A 20,553-nucleotide genomic window follows, 5' to 3' on the forward strand; every position below is an offset into this window, starting at 1 on the left:
TTGGCATGCATCTTCATATCCTAGGTATTTGCGGTACTTTTATGGGCGGTATTGCCGCCATCGCACGTCAGGCAGGTCATCGAGTGACTGGTTGTGACGCCAATGTTTACCCACCAATGAGCACTCAACTCGAGGCTCAGGGCATTGAACTGATCGAGGGATTTTCTCCAGATCAAATCTCTTTAAAACCCGACTTATTCATTATTGGTAATGTGGTTTCTCGCGGCAATCCATTGATGGAGGCCATTTTGGATCAAGGTCTTCCTTACCAATCTGGACCTCAATGGTTGGGTGAGCAGGTGTTACAGGGCAAGCATGTTTTGGCTGTTGCTGGCACTCATGGAAAAACTACCACGACTGCGATGCTCACTTGGATTTTGCAAGCGAATGGCTTAGAGCCTGGGTATTTGATTGGCGGTGTACCAAATAACTTCGACTTATCTGCGCGCTTGGGTAAAAAGACAGGTGATCAAGCCGATGCTCCTCATTACTTTGTGATCGAGGCTGATGAATATGACACAGCGTTTTTTGATAAGCGCAGCAAATTTGTTCATTACAGGCCACGAACAGCTATTTTGAATAACTTAGAGTTTGATCATGCGGATATCTTTGCTGATATCACTGCCATCGAAACTCAATTTCATCATTTGGTGAGAACTGTTCCAAGCGCAGGTCGTTTGATAGTGAATGGCGCTGAACAAAGTTTAGAGCGAGTGGTGCAGCGTGGATGTTGGTCAAGTCTAGAGCGATTTGCTTTACCCGAGCAATCAATCAAGACTCAAGATTGGTCTTTGATTGATACAACAAAAGATGGCTTCAAAGTCATATATAAGGGCCAAGAGGTCGCAGAGGTTTGTTGGGATGAGGATGCATCTGTCACTGGTCGACACAATCAATTGAATGCTTTAGCGGCCATCGCTGCTGCGCATCATGTGGGCATTTCTGCACAAAAAGCCGCGCAAGCATTGGGCACATTCAAGAATGTGAAACGTCGCATGGAAGTGATTGGCCGAGTCAATGGCATCACCATCTATGATGATTTTGCACACCATCCAACAGCGATCACCACCACGGTGGATGGCTTAAGACGTCGAGTAGGGCGTGATGCCAATACACGTATCTTGGCCGTACTGGAGCCACGTTCAAACACGATGAAGTTGGGCGTGATGAAAAGTCAGTTGCCTGATAGTTTGCAAGACGCTGATTTGGTTTTTGGTTACGGCTCAGCCACTGGTAAGGATGCATTGGGCTGGGACTTGAAAGAGTCTTTGGCGCCGCTCGGTTCAAAAGCTCAAGCGTTTGATGATTTAAATCTTCTCATGGCAGCAGTGAAGCAAGCAGCAAAACCTGGCGATCATATTTTGGTGATGAGCAATGGTGGTTTTGGTGGTGTGCACCGCAAGCTTTTAGAGTTGTTGAAATAAAAATTATTCTTTGATAGAAATTAATTCTTTGGTAGAGATTCATTCTTTGATGACTGAACTTAAGAAGGTAAAAAAATGACAAAAAATATGGCCAAGCGTTTAGAGAATAAAGTTTGCATCATCACTGGCAGCGCCAATGGTATTGGTTTTGCCACTGCACAAAAGTTTTGTGATGAAGGTGGTATTTCAATCATTTGTGACATGAATGACGCACAAGTTCAAGCGGCTGTTGATCAACTGAAATCGGCGGGTGGTCAGGCTGATGGCTTTGTGATGAATGTCACGAATCGTAAAAATATTGATCAGGTCGTGGCAGCAGTGATCGAGCGTTACGGCCGCATCGATGTTCTCATCAATAACGCTGGTATCACCAAGGATGCACGCTTGGTCAATATGACTGAAGAGCAATTTGATGCGGTGATCGATGTCAATCTAAAAGGTGTCTTTAATTGCACCCAGGCAGTTGTGCCGCACATGTTGCAAGCTGGACGCGGTTCGATTGTGAGCGCCTCAAGCGTGGTTGGTTTGTATGGCAACTTTGGTCAGACAAACTATGCCGCTACCAAATATGGTGTGATTGGTTTTACAACCACGTGGGCCAGAGAGTTGGGCCCTAAAGGCATCCGTGTAAATGCCGTTTGTCCTGGATTTGTGGAAACAAATATTTTGGCATCTATGCCTGAAGATGTTTTGAAAGGTATGAAAGATCGTTCATGGTTACGCCGCCTAGGTAAGCCAGAAGAGTTGGCCAATGTATACGCATTTTTAGCCAGCGATGAATCAAGTTACATCAACGGCATCGCCTTAGAGGCCAGCGGCGGGATATCTCTTTAATGCATTTGTTGTATGAGGATGGCGGCGACATAAAAATTGCCACCCTGATGGCTCAAGCCTCAGAGGGTGAAGCGTTGGCCGTTGAAAGTTTGGGCGGTAAACGTGGCAAGCTAAAAGCCAAAGATGTTTGGTTGCGTTTTGAAGATTCAAAACCAGAAGAGTTATTGGCATCAGCTAAAAAACAAGCTGAAGAGATTGATTTGGATTTTTTGTGGGAATGCGCTGGACCTGAAGAATTTATTTTCACTGATTTGGCCAAAGAGTATTTTGGTGAGACATCCAGTCATATTCAAAAAATCAGTTTGGCGCTGGCCTTGCACAGTGCCCCCATTTATTTTCGACGCAAGGGCCGCGGTCAGTTCATGCGCGCTCCAGAAGATCAGCTCAAAGCAGCACTCTTAGCAGTTGAAAGAAAAAAAGCGGAGTTGATCAAGCAAGAGTCATGGGAAGCTCAGTTAAAACTAGGTCAGTTACCCGAAGAGATCGCACCGCTGGTCAATGCTCTTTTATTCAATCCTGATAAAAACTCAATAGCCTATAAAGCTGTTGCAAATGCGGCGCAGACTTTAAAGGGTGGAATACCTGAGTTATTTTTAACTTGTGGTGTTTTGAGTTCTGCCTTGGCTTATCACGAAGGTAAATTTTTAAAAGAACATTTTCCGAAGGGTGTTGGTTTTCAGGTTCAGCTCCAGGCCAATGAGCAATCGGCTTGGGAGGAAGCGCTTCAGAAGCTACCTGTGGCGGATGTCAAAGCTTTTTCAATTGATGACGCCAGCACCACTGAAATTGATGATGCTTTTTCTGTGAGCACTCTTGATGTTGCAGGTATTGGTCAGTGTTACCGTGTCGGCGTTCATATCGCAGCACCTGCTTTGGCGATTCATCGAGGTGGTGCCTTGGATGAGGTGAGTCGAAAAAGATTGTCAACAGTCTACTTCCCGGGTGGCAAAATCACCATGCTGCCAGACGAAGTGATTGATGTGTTTTCTTTGCACGCTGCAGATTCAGCATCACTTGATTTACCTTTGAGACCCACGGTCTCTTTGTATGTGACCTTGAATGCTGACGGTCTTCCAATCTTAGAGGGTGACCATGCACCAGTAACCAAGGTTGAGAGAGTGCCGATGGCATCAAACCTTCGTTTGGATGATTTGGAGCATTTGATCACTGAAGAATCTTTGATGGATTCAAAAAATGCAGCAGCGATTCCTTATCAATGTGAGCTGAATATTCTCTGGCAATCCGCAAAACAATTGCATGCCAAGCGACAAGAGCAACGCCTTGCCAATGGATTGAAAGAGGAAGCCCTGGGATTACCAGATCCAACGGCATTACCGCGCGACTTTAATTTCAAGGTCACAGAGGGCGTGGTTGAAATCATGCCTCGTGGGCGAGGGTCGGTGCTTGATTCAATCGTTGCTGAATGGATGATTTACTGCAACAGCACGTGGGGTAACCAACTAGCCAGCCACAGCGTCCCAGGAATTTATCGTGCGCAAAAGGGCTGGGGCCCGCATCGCACGCGCATGCAAACAATGCCCGGACCGCACGAAGGTTTGGGAGTTGAGAATTACGCTTGGTGCACTTCACCACTGAGACGCTATGTTGATTTGGTCAATCAATGGCAATTGATTGCCATGGCACAACATGGTGTGACTGCCAAATTAGTTGCACCCTTCAAGCCAAAGGATGCTGATTTGATGGCGATTGCAGCTGATTTTGATGGCACCTATGCTGCTTATGGGGAACATCAAAATCAAATGGAAAACTATTGGTGTTTGCAGTATTTAAAGCAAAAGGGTTTGCCGTGGAGAGGTGTGGTGAGACATCTCAAGGAAGGGCAGGCTCGAGTCGAAGAAATTCCTTTGCGCTTGAGCGTTCCAGAATTGGCTGAGCAAGCAAGAGGAGCTAGGGCTGAAATTGAAGTGGTGGATATTGATTTCTTGGCTTTGGTGGCAAGTGTGCGTTACTTGGGTTTAATTCAATCTGATGCAATTGAAAATGAAGAATTAGATGAATTTGATGAGCTTGAGGGTGCAAAGAATTCTCAAGATGCTGATGCATTAAAAGCGGTTCCTGAAAATGATGTCAAGCCAAGTAACGCTGAATAAGTTTTTAAACATCGATTGGCAAGATTGGAAAAAGCCAATTGTTTATGCACTGCTTGCTTCATTTGTATTGCATGCAATCCTATTGGCGTTCAAGTGGCACGCTGAATCAGAGCAAGAGCGACGCTTAAAAACCCCGTTGAGTGTTGTGTTGGTCAATGCCAGCAGTCCAGTAGCACCTGTCAATCCAAAGCGATTGGCTCAAGTTAATTTAAATGGTGGTGGTGAGTTAACTGAGGGGCAAGCAAGTGCTCTGCGTCGTGCCGATCCCAAGTTGGCCGAACAGTTAGAGAAAATGCAGGCTGATCAAAAACGATTGCTGTCACAGGTTCAGGCCGGGCGAGAAAATCAAGCCAGTACTTTGCAAGGTAAAAGTAATTTAGCAACATCAGAATCAAATCCACTTGAAGCAGAGTTGGCCAAGCGTTTACAAAAACAAGGTCAGCAACCAAGACGTGCCACAGTCACTGCCACCAGTGCCAAATCAGTGGTGTTTGCACAGTATCACGATGCCATGCGTCGTCAAATTGAGGCCCACGGCACAACTCACTTTCCAAGGGTTGGTGATAAAGCTTTATACGGCAGCTTGGTCTTGATGGTCAGTGTTGATCAACGTGGCAGACTCAGTAAAGAGGGTGTGACAGTGATGAAGTCTTCTGGTAATCAGGAGTTGGATCGCCAGGCGATCGCCATCATTCGATCTGCGGCCCCTTTTGGGCGATTCACGGATGCGATGAGGCAGCAAATAGATGTTTTGGATTGGGTATCAACCTTTGACTTCACCAGAGATGGCGGTGAAGTAAAGCTAGATTTGAAAAATTGATACACTGACTCAAACAGATGAACACCATGAGCCAAGCAATGACTGATCAAGTGAACCCCAAGGATTACCCAGGCAAAGATGCCTACGCGGTGATTGGGAATCCTATTGCTCATAGTAAGTCACCATTGATCCATGAGTTTTTTGCAAAGCAAACTCAGCAAGCCATCCATTACGGTCGAATTTTTTCAGGGCTGGATGATTTTAAAAAAACAACCCAAGAATTTTTTGAGCGCGGTGGTAAGGGTTTGAATGTCACCATTCCGTTCAAGTTACAAGCCTATGAGTTAGCTCAACATAAAACGCCGCGTGCCCAGTCTGCACAAGCGGCGAACATGTTGTGGGTTGAAAACGGTCAATTATGGTGCGATAACTCTGATGGCGAAGGTTTGATGCGAGACTTGCGCCGCTTGTTGAAGCAGCGCTCTGGAGCTGCCTTGAATGGCATCAATGTTTTAATTTTAGGTGCTGGTGGAGCTGCGCAAGGGGTGATAGAGCCTTTGATGGGTGCTGGTGTTGCCAGCATCACCGTGTTTAATCGCACCCATGAAAAAGCTGAAGCGCTGGTCAAGCAATTCACGGGCTTGGCAGCTCAAGCCAAAGTTCATTTGAAGGCGCTGCCTTTGGTTGAGCTTAAGAGTGGCTCATATGATTTGATCATCAATGCAACTGCAACTGGCTTGAGTAACGAGTCACCAATTGCCAAAGATGTTTTGCAAGCCATCATTCATCCTGATACTTTGGCTTATGACATGGTTTACGGTAAAGAAACCTGTTTCATGCAAGATGCCAAAGCTCTGGGCATTCAGGCAGTCGATGGCTTGGGCATGCTGGTTGAGCAAGCGGCACTTGCTTTTGAAACTTGGCGTCAAAAAGATCTAGAGAAGACTCCCTTGGATATCAATGGCGCCATTGCTGCTGTGAGAGCCAGTTATTAATTCAATGAAATATTTGCGTTATTTCATCATTGTTTTTATTGCCAGTGTTATTGCTTTACAAGCTTTTTTCTTTATACAGATTCTTGCTTGGCAATGGGTCAATCCCAGTGTCACAGCATTCCAATTAGCCGAGCGTCATCGCTTATGTGGTTGGAGCACTCCTTATATCCATTCTTGTGAAATTAAACGAGAGTGGATTGAGTTTAAAAAAATACCCAAGCATTTAAAGCGTGCGATCACCATCAGTGAAGACAGTGATTTTTACCGTCATCCTGGTTTTGAGCCGCAAGCGATGAAAGATGCTTGGGATCGAAATCAAAAAAATAACAAACATTTAAGAGGTGGTTCAACCATCACGCAGCAACTGGCAAAAAACTTGTTCTTGTCTGGCGAGAAAAATTATGTGCGCAAAGGGCAAGAGTTCATCATCACCGGCATGTTGGAGTTGGTTTTATCCAAAGATCGTATTTTTGAGATTTATCTCAACAGTGTTGAGTGGGGTGAAGGGGTGTTTGGTGTTGCTGCAGCTTCGCAACATTATTTTGCAGTCAAGCCTGATCAGCTCAGTGTTGAGGAGGCGGCATCATTGGCTTCCGCTTTGCCGGCGCCTAAGTGTTATGACAAGGTGAAATATTGCAGTAAAGCCAGAGTGAATTTTCCGGCAAGGATTGATTTCATTTTAGAAAGAATGAATAAGTGATCTGCATTGCAAATGAATGCTGCAATATAAAAACTAGGCAGTGACTAGGCAACAACTAAGCTCAGAAGTTTTCTCAAAGAAAAATCGCAAGCTTGCTGACGTATCTGCTGACGATTGCCTTCAAAGTGTTTTGTTTCGCTGACTATCTGATCATTGGCTAAAGCCCATGCAAAACAAACGGTGCCGATTGGTTTTTCTGGACTGCCACCGGTAGGACCTGCAATCCCTGTGATGGAAAGAGAAAGATCGGAGCAGCTGTTTTGTTTGGCACCAAGAGCCATGGCGCGCGCCACTTGATCGCTCACTGCACCATGCTGCTCAATCAAGTTTTGTGACACATCAATGTCTTCAGATTTGGATTGATTGCTATAAGTGACATAGCCACGCTCAAACCACTCACTGGATCCTGTCAACTCGGTGATGCTGGCGGCCACCATGCCGCCTGTGCAAGATTCAGCAGTGCTGAGATGCCAGTTATTTTTTATGAGCACCCTTGCTAAATCTTGAGTGATCTCATGAAGATCAATGTTCTGTGGGGTATTCAAAATACTCTTACCCAAATGGCAATCACCAACAGTGTGGCGATGGCTGCCGCGATGTCATCAATCATCACGCCAAAACCACGCACCACCCAAGAAGGTATTTTTTTAGGTTGATCTAAGCGTTCAACCTTGGGTTGCCATGTTTTGAAATAACGATCAATCGTTTTGATCGGGCCTGGTTTGACCGCATCAAAAAATCGAAATAACAGAAATGCGCCTAGTTGACCCCAAATATCTGTTGGCATGATCATGAACAGAATCAACCAGAAAGCAATGAACTCATCCCAGACAATGCCGCCGTGATCAGGCACACCTAATTCTTCGCCGACCTTGCCGCAAATCCAGATGCCGGCAATCGCACCAATGGCAATGATCCATGCAATCGTGTGAGTCGAAAAAAGAATTTCAAATAATAAATAGAATGCCCAAGCGTAGAGAGTGCCGACTGTTCCAGGGGCTCTGAAGGAGAGGCCTGAGCCAAACCCAAAAGCTAAAGCACGCTCCGGTCTAGACCAAATCCAAGTGCGTTGCGGTTGAATATTCATTTGGTTTATTTAGCTTGTCGCAATGCATCGCGTGTGGCGATGGCAGCTTGTCTTGCAGCATCTGCAAAGTTTCCATCTTGACTCGCATACAGAATGGCTCTTGAAGAATTAATGATCATGCCTGTGCCAGGAGCGTTTGCGATCGTGCCTGCTTGAACCGTTGCAGGAATATCGCCACCTTGAGCACCGATGCCAGGAATGAGTAGTGGCATCTCGCCAACAATCTCACGTACTTTGGCAATTTCTTCTGGGAAGGTGGCTCCGACCACCAAACCTAATTGTCCGGTTTTATTCCACTGACTGCTGGCCAAGCGAGCCACGCGTTGGTAGAGCAACTCTTTGTCAGCTTGACCTTTTTCATTAACTTCTAAAAACTGCAAATCTGAGCCACCTGGATTGGAGGTGCGACACAAAACAATCACACCTTTGTTGGTGTATTTCAAATAGGGTTCTACAGAATCAAAGCCCATATAGGGGTTCACTGTCACAGCATCTGCTTGATAGCGATCGAATGCTTCGATGGCATATTGCTGCGCCGTGCTGCCAATGTCGCCACGCTTGGAATCTAGGATCACTGGCACTTGTGGGTGTTGATGATGAATGTGATCAATCAGCTGTGCCAACTGATCTTCTGCACCATGGGCTGCAAAGTAAGCGATTTGGGGTTTGAATGCGCAAACCAAATCGGCAGTGGCATCAACGATTTCTCGACAGAAAGCCAAAATAGCGCCACCTTTGCCCTTGATTGAAGCGGGAAACTGTTTTGGATCTGGGTCGAGTCCAACGCACAGCATGCTGTCTTGGCTAGACCAAGCATGGGCCAGTTGTTCGGTGAATAAAGGACGGTTTTTCATGGCTATTTCATCAATCTTTCATCTAATCACATTAATATCTCATGAAAATCTCTAAAGAATTGAATGTGATGCTTTAGTTTTCTCAGACTATAGGATAAACTCCGCGAACCCCTGTGGCTAACTCCTCAACATAAATAGTTGAAAAACAAGATCGGAGCCCCGGCATGATCAACCTATTCGTATTACAAAAAGGTCGCCTAGCCCAGGAGCAGGTGGATGACCGTCAAGAACTCCTAAAGCACCATAACCCTATTTGGATTGATGTTGTTGACCCTGAAGAGGAAGAGCTTCAGTGGATCAAAGAAGCCTTTGGCGTCTCCCTGCCCGAACTAGAAGATCTAGGCGATTTAGAAGCATCCGCTCGTTATTTCGAAGCGGAAGACGGCCATTTGCACATCCGCACGGATTTCATTTTGGATGATGATGAAAACCCACGCAACGTGCGAGTCGCTTTTGTTCTGACTGACAATATTTTGTTCTCGATTCATGAACAAGATTTACCTGTGTTCCGCTTGGTTCGCTTGCGCGCTCGTTTGCGCCCGGGCTCAGTGAGAAACGCTAAAGATGTTTTATTGGATTTGTACTCAACAGATGCTGAGTATTCTGCGGATGCTTTGGAAGAGGTTTATGAAAACCTTGAAGAGGCAGGTAAGCGCGTGTTAACCCACGACGTGACCGACAGTGATGCTGCTGGTGTTTTGGAAACAATTGCCAAAGAAGAAGATTTGAACGGCCGCATTCGTCGCAATGTGATGGACACGCGCCGCGCCTTGTCATTCTTGATGCGCAGCAAGTTGTTATCTGATGAGCAACAGGAAGAAGCTCGTCAGATTTTGCGAGACATTGACTCATTAGAAAACCACACGGCTTTCTTGTTCGACAAGATCAACTTCTTGATGGATGCCACCGTTGGTTTTATTAACATCAATCAGAATAAGATCATCAAGATCTTCTCCGTGGTATCGGTTGCTTTGATGCCGCCAACCCTATTGGCCAGCGTTTGGGGTATGAACTTCGAACACATGCCTGAATTGCGTTCGACCATTGGCTACCCAATGGCCATCATCGTGATGTTGATTTCATCAGCCATTCCTTTGATTTACTTCCGCAAAAAAGGTTGGATGAAGTAAGTGGTTATTTAGCTTGAGTACGGCAATTACTTAAAGTGATCAAAAGACTTTAAGTATTGCTCGCTCAGCGAACTCGAGAGTTCTTGATTATTACCATCGATCAGTCGGACCAATCTTTCAGTTCGCTCGGTGATCGATCCAATCTTAGTCAATGCAAGACCTAGGCGTGAAGCTAATTCTTCTATTTGCGCAGATTTTTCTTTGGCTGCCGTGAAACACAATTCATAGTCATCGCCGCCGGTCAATTGACATAAACGTTGTAGTTCAATGGATTTACCATTGAGGATCTTCGAACCTGGCACCTGGTCAATCAAAATATCTGCGCTGACCGATGATTGACGCAAGATGTGACTTAAATCACCCAGCAATCCATCAGAAATATCAATCGCTGCATGAGCAATACCAAGCAAGCTTTGCCCGAGTTCTGTTCTGGGGGTCGGGTTGTGCATGCGCTGACTGACTTCTGCAAACTCTTCAGTAGATAAAGACCACTCTTGACGCAAAGCGCCAAGACTCAGTCTGGCATCACCCACTTCATGGGAGACCCAAATATCGTCGCCGACATGAGCTTTATTTCGGCTCAAAGATTGATCTTTCGGCACTTGACCAAAAATCGTGATGCTGATGGTGAGTGGTCCTGCGGTGGTGTCTCCACCAATCAATTGACAATCATGTTCATTGGCCATGTCCCACAGGCCATTAGAAAAAGACTCTAGCCAGTCAACTTTGACTTCTGGCATGGCAATCGCCAGGGTAAATCCAAGGGGGCTTGCGCCCATGGCGGCAAGATCCGATAAGTTAACTGCCAAGCATTTGCGTCCAAGCAGATAGGGGTCTGCACCCACTAAGAAATGGCGGCCCTCAACCAACATATCCGTGCTGATCGCGATTTGTTGATGATTGCTGGGGTTGATCAATGCGCAATCATCGCCAATGCCCAATGCTATCCCTGAGTTTGGATGGTTGACTGAGCGCTGTTTAAAAAAGCGCTCGATCAAATCAAACTCTCCCGGCGTGCTGCTGGAGGGGGATGTGCGTGTTTGAGATTGTTCTTGACCCATGTATTCATTGTATGACCATTGCTCAAAAGGGATCTTCCCCCTACAAAATAAGGGTAGGAATCTGAGGGATTGGACGGTTTTGTCAGAACAGGACTAGAATCTAGCTACAAATTAAAAAAGTATCAAAAATAGTAAGACATAAGACTAAGAAACAAGAGCAAGAGACAAACATTCAAAATAAAACTCAACATACCCACTTTGTTTGGGATTGAAAGAATTATTCAATGACAACAGCTGACAATAAAAAAAGTTCTAGTGATCAACAAAAAGAAGCGCTTCGCAAAGCCGCTCTTGAGTACCACGAGTTTCCAACACCGGGCAAGATTGCCGTTACACCCACCAAACAGTTGACCAATCAACGTGACTTGGCTTTGGCTTATTCCCCAGGTGTTGCAGCGGCTTGTGAAGAAATCGTTAAAGATCCTAGCAATGCGTTTCGTTACACATCCCGTGGCAACCTCGTGGGTGTGGTGACCAACGGTACAGCTGTTTTAGGTTTGGGTGATATTGGTCCTTTAGCCAGTAAGCCTGTGATGGAAGGTAAGGGCGTGCTCTTTAAGAAGTTCGCCGGCATTGATGTATTCGATATTGAAATCAATGAAAAAGATCCTGATAAGTTAATTGAAATCATTGCCTCGATGGAGCCAACTTTTGGCGGTATCAATCTAGAGGACATCAAGGCTCCGGATTGTTTCTACATTGAGCGCAAGTTGCGTGAGCGCATGAAGATTCCAGTCTTCCATGATGACCAACACGGCACAGCGATCGTGGTGGGTGCGGCGATCATGAACGGTTTAAAAGTCGTTGGTAAAGACATTAAAAAAGTGAAGTTGGTGACTTCAGGTGCTGGTGCTGCGGCCTTGGCATGTTTGGATTTATTGGTTGACTTGGGTATGCCCATCGAGAATATTTGGGTGACTGACTTGGCGGGCGTGGTTTACAAAGGCCGCAAAGAGTTGATGGACCCAGATAAAGATCCATTTGCGAAAGAAACCAATCAGCGCACTTTGGCTGAAGTGATTGAAAAAGCGGACGTATTTTTAGGTTTGTCTGCAGGCGGTGTTCTAAAGCCTGAGATGGTGGCAAAGATGGCAGTAAAGCCTTTGGTTTTTGCTTTGGCCAATCCAACGCCTGAAATTTTGCCGGAAGAAGTGAAGGCTGTGCGTGATGATGCAATCATCGCAACTGGTCGCACGGACTATCCGAATCAAGTGAATAACGTTTTGTGCTTCCCGTTTATTTTCCGTGGTGCTTTGGATGTTGGTGCAACCACCATCACCCGTGAAATGGAAATTGCCGCCGTGACTGCGGTTGCTGAGTTGGCTCAAGTAGAGCAAAGCGATGTGGTTGCTTCTGCTTATGGCGCAAGCAATTTATCGTTTGGCCCAGAGTATTTGATTCCAAAACCATTTGATCCTCGTTTGATCGCCATCATTGCCCCAGCGGTAGCAAAAGCTGCGATGGATTCTGGTGTGGCTACACGCCCAATCAAAGATTTCGCGGCCTACAAAGATCAGTTGCAGCAGTTCGTGTACCACTCTGGCACGATCATGAAGCCTTTGTTCTCTGTTGCCAAAAAAGTTCCAATGGGCAATAAGCGCATTGTTTTCTCTGAAGGTGAAGATGAGCGCGTATTGAGAGCGGTTCAAGTGTTGATCGATGAGAAGATTGCCAATCCAATTTTGATTGGTCGTCCGGCAGTGATCACACGTCGCATCGAACGTTTTGGTTTGAGAATGACCCCTGGCGTTGATATTGAGATTTGTAACCCTGAGCAAGATGATCGCTATCGCGATTACTGGCAAAGCTATCACCGCATGACTGAGCGCAAAGGTGTGACAGAGTCATACGCTCGTTTAGAAGTGCGTCGTCGCAATACTTTGATTGGTTCTTTGATGGTTCAAAAAGGTGAAGCAGATGGATTGATCTGCGGCACGATTGGACAAACAGGTGCGCACTTGCACTACATCGATCAAGTGATTGGTCATGAAGCTGGTGCCAAGACTTACGGTGCCATGAATGCTTTGGTATTACCAGGTCGCCAAGTTTTCTTGGTTGATACGCACATCAATATTGATCCAAGTGCAGAGCAGTTAGCAGAGTTGACGATTTTGGCGGCTAAAGAGTTGCGTGCTTTAGGTATTGAACCAAAAGTAGCTTTGTTGTCACACTCTAATTTTGGTTCTAGTGATGCGCCATCAGCCATCAAGATGCGCGACACCTTGACGATTTTGCGTGAAAAAGCACCTGAGCTAAAAGTGGATGGTGAAATGCACGGTGATTGTGCTTTGGATGAATCAATCCGCAAATCAATCATGCCGGAGTCGACATTGAATGGCGATGCCAATTTATTGGTCTTGCCAAACATCGATGCTGCCAATATTTCTTATAACTTATTGAAAACTGCGGCAGGTAACGGTATTGCGATTGGCCCAATTTTGTTGGGTGCAGCAAAACCGGTGCATATTTTGACGCCATCTGCCACTCCACGCCGAATTGTGAACATGACAACCTTGGCAGTTGTAGAGGCAGCGCAGCAGAAATAACTCTTAAATCATATATGTGAGCGAATGCTCACATATTTATTTTAGTATATAAAACAATGGCTTACTAAAAATAAGCCATTGCGTCACTTGTTTTTGGGGGTTAAAAAGGGTACTCTACTCCCCATCATGACGACGAATATTTCAGAAAACAATCTTTACGGCCAGCCTGCTCTGGCCAATCTGAGCTCGTCTGTTGCTAATACACAGCCCTCAGGGCCAAAAACTGCGCCTACTTGGCGCACTGCCCTTGCCGCACGCGAAGCAGGCCCTACAGCCGCTTTACGCGCTGTACGCACCAATATTGTTCAATCGATTCGTGCATTTAGAACTGCTGACTTGATGGAAGCCGCGGAAGAACTGGGTAATCATTTCATTTATGCCAATGCAACCGAGGCCATCACCAAGTCAGAAGTCTTGGATCGAATTGCCAAGGGTTTTTATTTCCCAAGACAGCAGGCAAAAAATTTCGACAACTTATTGGATTCATTGACAACTTTGATTGACCGTTCTGGACCGCAGCCTGGTTTCGTGATCGTTCTTGAAGGTTTGCCATGTACTCATAAGTTTGACAAAGAAGCGCGTGAAACTCTTTTAGATGTTTTCAGAGACGCCGTTGAGTTCTGGGCTGATCGTCGCGTATCTTGCAGAGTTTTTTACTCGTTCGCGTGATTTCAATTCAGAGTTAAATCAAACCAGATCTAATCAAATCAAATGAAAAAGCCGCTTAATCACTAAGCGGCTTTTTTGTATCTTAGTTTTATTAAAACTGATTCCAAATCGTGTGGATTGCTGCCAAGGCCACAATGCCAGCCGTTTCAGTTCTCAGAATGCGTTGCCCCATAGATACCGGAATGAAGCCCGCTCGTTTGGCTTGCTCTTCTTCTGACTCACTCAAACCACCTTCAGGACCAATCAACAAGGTCAGGGCTTGAGGCGTGCAACGCTTTAAAACACTGAGCATCGCTTGATCAGCGCGAGGTGACAGCATGATGCGCAAGGCTTGATCATGTGGATTAAGACTGGCCAACCACAGGGGTAAATTTTGTACTGGTGCCAGCTGGGGAATCACTGTTCTGCCTGATTGTTCTGAGGCGGCCACCAGAATGCCTTCCCAGTGGATGCCTTTTTTGGCAGCACGTTCGCCATCGAGTCTCACCACTGAGCGCTCGGTGTGCAATGGAATCACAGAAGAAATGCCCAGTTCGACTGACTTTTCAATGAGCCAGTCCATTTTGTCGCTGCTGGCCATGCCTTGGGCCAAGGTGATGGGGGATTTTGTCTCGGTGCGGCGATTTTCTGAAATCTCAGAAAGACGGACAACCGCGGTCTTTTTATCCATGGCCACCAAGCAAGCATTAGCCGTTAAGCCTTTGCCATCAAAGACTTGGAATGTTTCGCCTGAGTCAATTCTACGAACCCGCAAATGATGGGCTAATTTGACATCCAGGATCATTTCATCGCTGATGTCGACGCCAGGTTTTGGCCAAGGGCCAGGAAGATAAAAATGAGACATAAAACAATCATAAGCGATGAGGCGCCAATGATAAAATGCTGAGCTTTGAGGGATAGAGACTTTTTCTGTGTTTTTGGCAGAAAAATGGCTTTCATCTAAAACAAGCCGCAGGGAAAAACATGTCGTCACAGCAAAAAAATATGGCCAATGCAATCCGTGCATTAGCAATGGATGCAGTTCAACAAGCCAATTCTGGACACCCAGGTATGCCGATGGGCATGGCAGAAATTGCGGTAGGTCTGTGGGGACAGCATCTCAAACACAACCCTAAAAATCCACTGTGGATGAATCGTGACCGTTTTGTTTTGTCCAATGGTCATGGCTCGATGTTGTTGTATGCCTTGTTGCATTTAACTGGTTACGACTTGCCGATGCAGGAGTTGAAAAACTTCCGTCAATTGCACAGCAAAACAGCGGGCCATCCTGAGTACGGCATCACACCAGGTGTAGAAACCACGACCGGTCCATTGGGCCAAGGTATTACAAATGCCGTAGGTATGGCTCTTGCTGAAAAACTATTGGCAGAAGAATTCAATCGTCCTGGTTTGGATATTGTTGATCATCACACGTATGTGTTTTTAGGTGATGGTTGCTTGATGGAAGGTATCAGTCATGAAGCGTGTTCGTTAGCGGGCACTTTAAAACTAAATAAATTAATTGCTTTGTGGGATGACAACGGTATTTCGATTGACGGCAAAGTGGTCAATTGGTTTGCTGAAGACACACCTAAACGTTTTGAAGCTTATGGCTGGAATGTGATTCGCAATATCAATGGTCACGATGCTGATGCAGTGGCTGCTGCGATTGCCAAAGCTAAAAATAGTGACAAGCCAACTTTCATTTGTTGCAAAACTTCGATTGGTCAAGGTTCTCCTAATTTGGCAGGTACTGACAAGGTTCACGGCGCTCCTTTGGGCGCCGCAGAGATCGCGGCAACACGTGCTGCAATTGGTTGGAATCACGGGCCTTTTGAAATACCTGCTGATGTTTATGCATCATGGGATGCAAAAATCAAAGGTGCTAATTTAGAAACAGAGTGGAACAGTAAGTTTGGTGCTTATCGCGCCAAATATCCAACAGAGGCGCAAGAGTTTGTGCGTCGTATGTCAGGTGAGTTGCCTGGTGACTTTGATAAAACTGTCAGTGCTTATTTAGAGACTTGTGCGCAAAAAGCTGAAACGATTGCGACGCGCAAAGCCAGTCAAAATGCGATTGAAGCTTTGGCTCCAGCGTTGCCAGAGTTCATGGGCGGTTCTGCTGACTTAACAGGTTCAAATTTAACCAACTGGTCAACTTGCAAAGCGGTTCGTGCAGACCAGTGGGGTAATCACATCAATTATGGTGTTCGCGAATTCGGTATGAGCGCTATCATGAACGGTATTGCATTGCATGGTGGTTACATTCCATTCGGTGCAACCTTCTTGACCTTCTCGGATTACAGCCGCAATGCTTTGCGCATGGCAGCATTGATGAAGTTGCGCAGCATTTTTGTGTTCACACACGATTCGATTGGTTTGGGTGAAGATGGTCCAACACATCAATCTGTTGAGCACGTGGCCAGCTTGCGTTTGATTCCTAATATGGATGTTTGGCGTCCTTGTGACACCACTGAAAGTGCTGTCGCTTGGGCCCATGCGGTGAAGCGCAAGAACGGCCCATCTAGTTTGATTTTCAGTCGTCAAAACTGTCCGTTTGTGAAGCGTGATGCCAAGCAAACTGAAGCAATCCAGAAGGGTGCTTATGTGATGCGTGATGATAAGAATGCCAAAGCTGTGTTGATGGCCACTGGTTCTGAAATTGCCATTGCCTTGGAAGCAGCAGAACTATTAAAGCAAGAGGGTATTGCGGTGCGCATTGTGTCAATGCCATCAACCACTGTGTTTGATCGCCAAACTAAAGCTTATAAAGATTCAGTGTTGCCAGCAGGCTTGCCACGCATTGCGATTGAAGCAGGTGTGACTGATTACTGGTGGAAGTATGCCTGCGCCGCAGTTCATGGCGTTGATACATTTGGTGAATCAGCTCCGGCCGGCGTGCTTTACAAGCATTTTGGTTTGACTGCTGAGTCAGTGGCTAAAACAGTGCGTCAATGTATTTAAAAGAATTTAGATAAAGGGAGTTGTTATGACGATTAAAGTCGCAATCAATGGTTATGGTCGTATTGGTCGCATGGTGGTGCGCGCGATTTATGAAGAGAAGCGCGATGACATCAAGGTCGTAGCGATCAATGGTTTGGGTGGTATTGATATCAATGCTCACTTGACACAATATGACTCAGCCCACGGTCGCTTCCCAGGTACTGTGGTGGTGGACGGTGATCACATGGTGATCAATGGTGACCGTATCAAGATTTTTTCAACACGCAATCCTTTGGAAACCAATTGGGGTGATTTAGGCGTTGATGTTGTTTTAGAGTGTTCTGGTGCTTTTACTTCAAAAGAAAAAGCCATGGTGCACATTCAGCAGGGCGCTAAGAAGGTTGTTATTTCTGCACCAGGCGGTAAAGACGTGGATGCCACGATTGTTTATGGTGTGAACCATCAAGTTCTGAAAGCCAGCGATCAGGTCATTTCTAATGCCAGCTGTACGACCAACTGCCTGGCTCCGATTGTTAAGCCTTTATTGGACTCAATCGGTATTGAATCAGGTTTGATGACCACGATTCACTCATACACCAATGACCAAGTACTAACCGATGTGTATCACAGCGATATGCGCCGTGCCCGTTCAGCCACGATGAGCATGATTCCAACAAAGACAGGTGCCGCCGCCGCTGTAGGTTTGGTATTGCCAGAGTTACAAGGTAAGTTTGATGGGTTTGCGATGCGCGTGCCAACAATCAACGTATCTGTAGTTGATTTGACATTCACGCCAAGCAAAGCCACAACAGTGGAAGAAGTGAATCAATTGATCAAGATGGCGAGCGAAAGCGGTCCATTGAAGGGCATCTTGGGTTACAACACCTTGCCTTTGGTTTCAATTGATTTCAATCATGATCCACGCCCAAGTATCTTTGATAGCACTCAAACTCGTGTGTCCAAAGATGGCAAGCTTGTCAAAATCCTTTCTTGGTATGACAACGAATGGGGTTATAGCTGCCAGATGTTGAATGCCACAAAGGCATTAATGGCTGCGAAGTAATTTTCTAAGCACCCGAATCAAAAAAGGCCTCATTGAAATGAGGCCTTTTTCTTTTGTTTAATTTGTTGTGTAAAATATACGCATATTTAATGCGCATAATAAATGTGTATGAAAGGGTGTTATGGCGATAGTCAAAGATACGTCAACTCAATACATCGTTGATCAAACAAACATTACAAAGAAAGCAACCAACTTGACCTTAAGTATTGATGTTATTGAAGATGCAAAACTATTGGGAATCAATATTTCTAAGGCTTGCGATGAGTTTTTGCGGGGTTTAATTCGGGAAGAAAAAACCCGTAAATGGCAGCAAGAGCACGCGGATTATGTTGCAAGATCTAATCAGATTGTGGAGGAGCGTGGCTTACCCCTTGAAGAATGGAGAAGCTTCTGATGGCAAGATTTGATGTGTATCGAAATCAGGGTAAAAGTAAGCAATTTGTTCCTTATTTGGTCGATGTTCAAAGTGAACTGCTAAGTCACCTCAATACAAGGATGGTGATACCCATGTATCACTTGAATCAATTTTTAGGGGTCAATATTCCCAAAGATCTATCCCCAATCTTTAAAATTGAGAATCATGAGTGCGTCTTACAAACGTCTGAAATGGGAAGTATTTTGTTGAGCGCTTTAAAGCATCGCGTCGATAACATAGCTAAAAAGCAACATGTCGTTACAGGAGCTATGGACATGCTTTTTCATGGTTTCTAATGGCGGCCTTTATTAAGTTGTTGAGTTACTGAGCTGATTACCCTTATTTTGGCCATTAATCACTGAATTCTGGGGTTTGACTCAGTCAAAATAACTTGGAACAAGTTAGACTGTCATTGATTCAAAAGCTTTTAAGCTAAGCCTTAACTCTTAAATTATTTAGGGAAATGTGCTTCTCATAGCGGTAAAATCAACTTTCTACAAGATACGGCTTACTATGCAAATGTACTTAAACATCAAAAATACATCAGGCGCTACTTTTACTCTAGGCAAGTGGGTCTTAATGGCTTGCGCCCTAGCAGGTTTAACTGCTTGCAAAAGTATGACGACTTTCTCTGAAGATTCCAAAAGCAAATTAGGTAAAGTTTTGAAACCATATCGTCCAGACATGGTTCAAGGCAACTTTATTTCTAAAGAGCAATTAGAAAGACTCAAGCTTGGTATGGATCGAGAAGAAGTCAAAGTAGTTTTAGGTACGCCATTGATCACCAGTGTGATGCACCCAAATCGTTGGGACTATGTTTTTGCATTTAAGCGTGGCGACACTCAATTAGTAGACCAGCGTCAAGTGACTTTGATTTTTGAAAAAGATTTATTGAAAAAAATCAATGCTGATGATCTACCGACTGAATATGAATTGATTGCAGAGATTGACGGCATCAAAGGTTCTCGTCGACCACAGCGCAAGGCTGTTGCGCCAGAGCTAGAAAGCCAGCATGCTGCTCCAACAGTGCAAACGATTCCAAACCCAACGCAAGGCGTTGGAATTCCACGTGGCGACACCAGAAATTGATCAAGGCCTTACTTTTAAGTAACAAATTTAAGAATCAAATAAGAACACAATAAAAATAAGCAGAGATATAAAAATGACAACTTTGAAATTTGCCATTGCAGGTGCTTCTGGACGTATGGGGCGCATGTTGATTGAAACAGTTCTAAATACGCCTGATGCTCAGTTGGTGGGTGCTTTGGATATTCCGGGTAGTCCGCAGCTTGGCCAAGACCCGGCAGCTTTTCTAGGAAAAAATACTGGCATCAAAATCACTGCAGATCTCAAAGAAGGTTTGAAAGACGCTGATTTTTTAATTGATTTCACAAGGCCTGAAGGTACTTTGGTTCACCTAGAGGTGGCGCAAACATTGGGCGTGAAGATGATCATTGGTACCACTGGATTTACTGATGTGCAAAAAGCAGCACTCAAAAAAGCCAGTGAAAAAATCGCGATTGTTTTTGCGCCAAACATGAGTGTGGGTGTTAATGCCACATTCAAGCTATTAGAAGTTGCTGCAAAGATATTGAATTCAGGTTACGACATCGAGATTGTCGAAGCTCATCACAAGCACAAAGTGGATGCCCCATCAGGCACGGCGATTGGTATGGGTGAAGTGATCGCCAAGGCTTTGGGTAAAGAATTAAAGGATTGCGCGGTTTATGCCAGAGAAGGTCATACTGGTGAGCGTGAAGAGGGCACGATCGGTTTTGCCACCATCCGTGGCGGCGATATTGTCGGTGATCACACGGTCATGTTCTGTGGTGATGGTGAGCGCATCGAAGTCACGCACAAATCTGCCAGCAGAATGTCTTACGCGCAAGGTTCTGTGCGAGCAGGTCGTTTTTTAGCCAATCAAACCAAGGGTCTTTTTGACATGCAAGATGTCTTGGGGCTGAAGCAAATCAAAATTTAAT

At 45.3% G+C, this 20,553-nt stretch carries 20 protein-coding genes; 15 read left to right on the top strand and 5 right to left on the bottom strand.

The features are described from left to right. The first annotated feature begins 5 nt into the window (after nucleotides 1-5). The 6 genes from mpl to mtgA all read left to right on the top strand — a co-directional run bounded on the left by mpl (nucleotide 6) and on the right by mtgA (nucleotide 6,824). Nucleotides 6-1,424, top strand: coding sequence for a UDP-N-acetylmuramate:L-alanyl-gamma-D-glutamyl-meso-diaminopimelate ligase (gene mpl, locus GQ367_RS01135; RefSeq protein WP_215290744.1), 1,419 nt, complete (start codon nucleotides 6-8; stop codon nucleotides 1,422-1,424). A gap of 75 nt (nucleotides 1,425-1,499) precedes the next feature. After that, on the top strand, nucleotides 1,500-2,258 hold the full coding sequence (gene fabG, locus GQ367_RS01140; RefSeq protein WP_251370175.1) for a 3-oxoacyl-ACP reductase FabG: 759 nt from the start codon (nucleotides 1,500-1,502) through the stop codon (nucleotides 2,256-2,258). Continuing rightward, complete coding sequence (locus GQ367_RS01145; protein ID WP_215290746.1) at nucleotides 2,258-4,369, top strand: ribonuclease catalytic domain-containing protein; 2,112 nt, start codon at nucleotides 2,258-2,260, stop codon at nucleotides 4,367-4,369. The genes fabG and GQ367_RS01145 overlap by 1 nt, the downstream gene beginning before the upstream one ends. Then, on the top strand, nucleotides 4,341-5,189 hold the full coding sequence (locus GQ367_RS01150; RefSeq protein WP_215290748.1) for an energy transducer TonB: 849 nt from the start codon (nucleotides 4,341-4,343) through the stop codon (nucleotides 5,187-5,189). The genes GQ367_RS01145 and GQ367_RS01150 overlap by 29 nt, the downstream gene beginning before the upstream one ends. 26 nt (nucleotides 5,190-5,215) lie before the next feature. Continuing rightward, nucleotides 5,216-6,124, top strand: a complete 909-nt coding sequence (gene aroE / locus GQ367_RS01155) for a shikimate dehydrogenase (protein WP_215290750.1) — start codon at nucleotides 5,216-5,218, stop codon at nucleotides 6,122-6,124. 4 nt (nucleotides 6,125-6,128) lie between these two features. After that, nucleotides 6,129-6,824: a monofunctional biosynthetic peptidoglycan transglycosylase gene (mtgA, locus tag GQ367_RS01160; RefSeq protein ID WP_215290752.1), complete on the top strand. Its 696-nt coding sequence runs from the start codon at nucleotides 6,129-6,131 to the stop codon at nucleotides 6,822-6,824. 44 nt (nucleotides 6,825-6,868) lie between these two features. Here mtgA and GQ367_RS01165 read toward each other — a convergent pair whose 3' ends face one another. Genes GQ367_RS01165 through pyrF form a run of 3 tightly spaced genes read right to left on the bottom strand, consistent with a single transcriptional unit; the run spans nucleotide 6,869 to nucleotide 8,765 of the window. After that, nucleotides 6,869-7,369, bottom strand: a complete 501-nt coding sequence (locus GQ367_RS01165) for a CinA family protein (protein WP_371818542.1) — start codon at nucleotides 7,367-7,369, stop codon at nucleotides 6,869-6,871. Beyond that, entirely contained in the window at nucleotides 7,366-7,911 is a 546-nt protein-coding gene (locus GQ367_RS01170; RefSeq protein ID WP_215290753.1) for a phosphatidylglycerophosphatase A, read from the bottom strand. The genes GQ367_RS01165 and GQ367_RS01170 overlap by 4 nt, the downstream gene beginning before the upstream one ends. A 5-nt stretch (nucleotides 7,912-7,916) precedes the next feature. Further along, the gene (pyrF, locus tag GQ367_RS01175) at nucleotides 7,917-8,765 is read right to left on the bottom strand and encodes an orotidine-5'-phosphate decarboxylase (protein WP_215290755.1); all 849 of its coding nucleotides are present in this window, start codon (nucleotides 8,763-8,765) and stop codon (nucleotides 7,917-7,919) included. 164 nt (nucleotides 8,766-8,929) lie between these two features. On the opposite strand from pyrF, the gene corA reads away from it, so the two are divergent. Next, the gene (corA, locus tag GQ367_RS01180; RefSeq protein ID WP_215290757.1) at nucleotides 8,930-9,895 is read left to right on the top strand and encodes a magnesium/cobalt transporter CorA; all 966 of its coding nucleotides are present in this window, start codon (nucleotides 8,930-8,932) and stop codon (nucleotides 9,893-9,895) included. A gap of 26 nt (nucleotides 9,896-9,921) precedes the next feature. Here the strand turns inward: corA and thiL are convergent, their stop codons facing one another. Next, the gene (gene thiL, locus GQ367_RS01185; protein WP_215290759.1) at nucleotides 9,922-10,956 is read right to left on the bottom strand and encodes a thiamine-phosphate kinase; all 1,035 of its coding nucleotides are present in this window, start codon (nucleotides 10,954-10,956) and stop codon (nucleotides 9,922-9,924) included. Between the two features lie 224 nt (nucleotides 10,957-11,180). Here thiL and GQ367_RS01190 point away from each other — a divergent pair, with 224 nt between their 5' ends. Together GQ367_RS01190 and GQ367_RS01195 are read left to right on the top strand one after the other, a co-directional pair. Next, nucleotides 11,181-13,502 (top strand): NADP-dependent malic enzyme, encoded by a 2,322-nt coding sequence (locus GQ367_RS01190; protein ID WP_215290761.1) that lies wholly within the window; start codon nucleotides 11,181-11,183, stop codon nucleotides 13,500-13,502. Nucleotides 13,503-13,628: 126 nt separating this feature from the next. Next, nucleotides 13,629-14,171 carry a barstar family protein gene (locus tag GQ367_RS01195; RefSeq protein ID WP_215290763.1) on the top strand — a complete coding sequence of 181 codons (543 nt, stop codon included), beginning with the start codon at nucleotides 13,629-13,631 and terminating at the stop codon, nucleotides 14,169-14,171. A 91-nt stretch (nucleotides 14,172-14,262) separates the two neighbouring features. Here the strand turns inward: GQ367_RS01195 and GQ367_RS01200 are convergent, their stop codons facing one another. After that, nucleotides 14,263-15,015 carry a 16S rRNA (uracil(1498)-N(3))-methyltransferase gene (locus GQ367_RS01200; protein ID WP_215290764.1) on the bottom strand — a complete coding sequence of 251 codons (753 nt, stop codon included), beginning with the start codon at nucleotides 15,013-15,015 and terminating at the stop codon, nucleotides 14,263-14,265. 140 nt (nucleotides 15,016-15,155) lie between these two features. Between GQ367_RS01200 and tkt the strand changes: the two genes are divergently transcribed. The 6 genes from tkt to dapB all read left to right on the top strand — a co-directional run bounded on the left by tkt (nucleotide 15,156) and on the right by dapB (nucleotide 20,552). Further along, the gene (gene tkt, locus GQ367_RS01205) at nucleotides 15,156-17,114 is read left to right on the top strand and encodes a transketolase (RefSeq protein ID WP_251370216.1); all 1,959 of its coding nucleotides are present in this window, start codon (nucleotides 15,156-15,158) and stop codon (nucleotides 17,112-17,114) included. 25 nt (nucleotides 17,115-17,139) lie between these two features. Beyond that, a complete protein-coding gene (gene gap, locus GQ367_RS01210; RefSeq protein WP_215290768.1) occupies nucleotides 17,140-18,156 on the top strand; it encodes a type I glyceraldehyde-3-phosphate dehydrogenase in 1,017 nt (338 codons plus the stop codon). Between the two features lie 121 nt (nucleotides 18,157-18,277). Next, complete coding sequence (locus tag GQ367_RS01215) at nucleotides 18,278-18,550, top strand: type II toxin-antitoxin system CcdA family antitoxin (protein ID WP_215290770.1); 273 nt, start codon at nucleotides 18,278-18,280, stop codon at nucleotides 18,548-18,550. Further along, nucleotides 18,550-18,867, top strand: coding sequence for a CcdB family protein (locus GQ367_RS01220; protein WP_215290772.1), 318 nt, complete (start codon nucleotides 18,550-18,552; stop codon nucleotides 18,865-18,867). Before GQ367_RS01215 ends, GQ367_RS01220 begins: the two co-directional genes overlap by 1 nt. Nucleotides 18,868-19,084: 217 nt before the next feature. Then, the gene (locus tag GQ367_RS01225; protein WP_215290774.1) at nucleotides 19,085-19,660 is read left to right on the top strand and encodes an outer membrane protein assembly factor BamE; all 576 of its coding nucleotides are present in this window, start codon (nucleotides 19,085-19,087) and stop codon (nucleotides 19,658-19,660) included. Nucleotides 19,661-19,742: 82 nt separating this feature from the next. Then, the gene (gene dapB / locus GQ367_RS01230) at nucleotides 19,743-20,552 is read left to right on the top strand and encodes a 4-hydroxy-tetrahydrodipicolinate reductase (RefSeq protein WP_215291835.1); all 810 of its coding nucleotides are present in this window, start codon (nucleotides 19,743-19,745) and stop codon (nucleotides 20,550-20,552) included. Nucleotide 20,553: the final 1 nt, after the last annotated feature.

It is taken from the genome of Polynucleobacter sp. MWH-CaK5, from assembly GCF_018687615.1.
GTDB lineage: Bacteria > Pseudomonadota > Gammaproteobacteria > Burkholderiales > Burkholderiaceae > Polynucleobacter.

Coding starts and splice junctions, on each gene's coding strand:
- mpl (WP_215290744.1), top strand. CDS start 6: ATGCATCTTCATATCCTAGGTATTTGCGGTACTTTTATGGGCGGTATT.
- fabG (WP_251370175.1), top strand. CDS start 1,500: ATGACAAAAAATATGGCCAAGCGTTTAGAGAATAAAGTTTGCATCATC.
- GQ367_RS01145 (WP_215290746.1), top strand. CDS start 2,258: ATGCATTTGTTGTATGAGGATGGCGGCGACATAAAAATTGCCACCCTG.
- GQ367_RS01150 (WP_215290748.1), top strand. CDS start 4,341: ATGATGTCAAGCCAAGTAACGCTGAATAAGTTTTTAAACATCGATTGG.
- aroE (WP_215290750.1), top strand. CDS start 5,216: ATGAGCCAAGCAATGACTGATCAAGTGAACCCCAAGGATTACCCAGGC.
- mtgA (WP_215290752.1), top strand. CDS start 6,129: ATGAAATATTTGCGTTATTTCATCATTGTTTTTATTGCCAGTGTTATT.
- GQ367_RS01170 (WP_215290753.1), bottom strand. CDS start 7,911: ATGAATATTCAACCGCAACGCACTTGGATTTGGTCTAGACCGGAGCGT.
- pyrF (WP_215290755.1), bottom strand. CDS start 8,765: ATGAAAAACCGTCCTTTATTCACCGAACAACTGGCCCATGCTTGGTCT.
- corA (WP_215290757.1), top strand. CDS start 8,930: ATGATCAACCTATTCGTATTACAAAAAGGTCGCCTAGCCCAGGAGCAG.
- thiL (WP_215290759.1), bottom strand. CDS start 10,956: ATGGGTCAAGAACAATCTCAAACACGCACATCCCCCTCCAGCAGCACG.
- GQ367_RS01190 (WP_215290761.1), top strand. CDS start 11,181: ATGACAACAGCTGACAATAAAAAAAGTTCTAGTGATCAACAAAAAGAA.
- GQ367_RS01195 (WP_215290763.1), top strand. CDS start 13,629: ATGACGACGAATATTTCAGAAAACAATCTTTACGGCCAGCCTGCTCTG.
- GQ367_RS01200 (WP_215290764.1), bottom strand. CDS start 15,015: ATGTCTCATTTTTATCTTCCTGGCCCTTGGCCAAAACCTGGCGTCGAC.
- tkt (WP_251370216.1), top strand. CDS start 15,156: ATGGCCAATGCAATCCGTGCATTAGCAATGGATGCAGTTCAACAAGCC.
- gap (WP_215290768.1), top strand. CDS start 17,140: ATGACGATTAAAGTCGCAATCAATGGTTATGGTCGTATTGGTCGCATG.
- GQ367_RS01215 (WP_215290770.1), top strand. CDS start 18,278: ATGGCGATAGTCAAAGATACGTCAACTCAATACATCGTTGATCAAACA.
- GQ367_RS01220 (WP_215290772.1), top strand. CDS start 18,550: ATGGCAAGATTTGATGTGTATCGAAATCAGGGTAAAAGTAAGCAATTT.
- GQ367_RS01225 (WP_215290774.1), top strand. CDS start 19,085: ATGCAAATGTACTTAAACATCAAAAATACATCAGGCGCTACTTTTACT.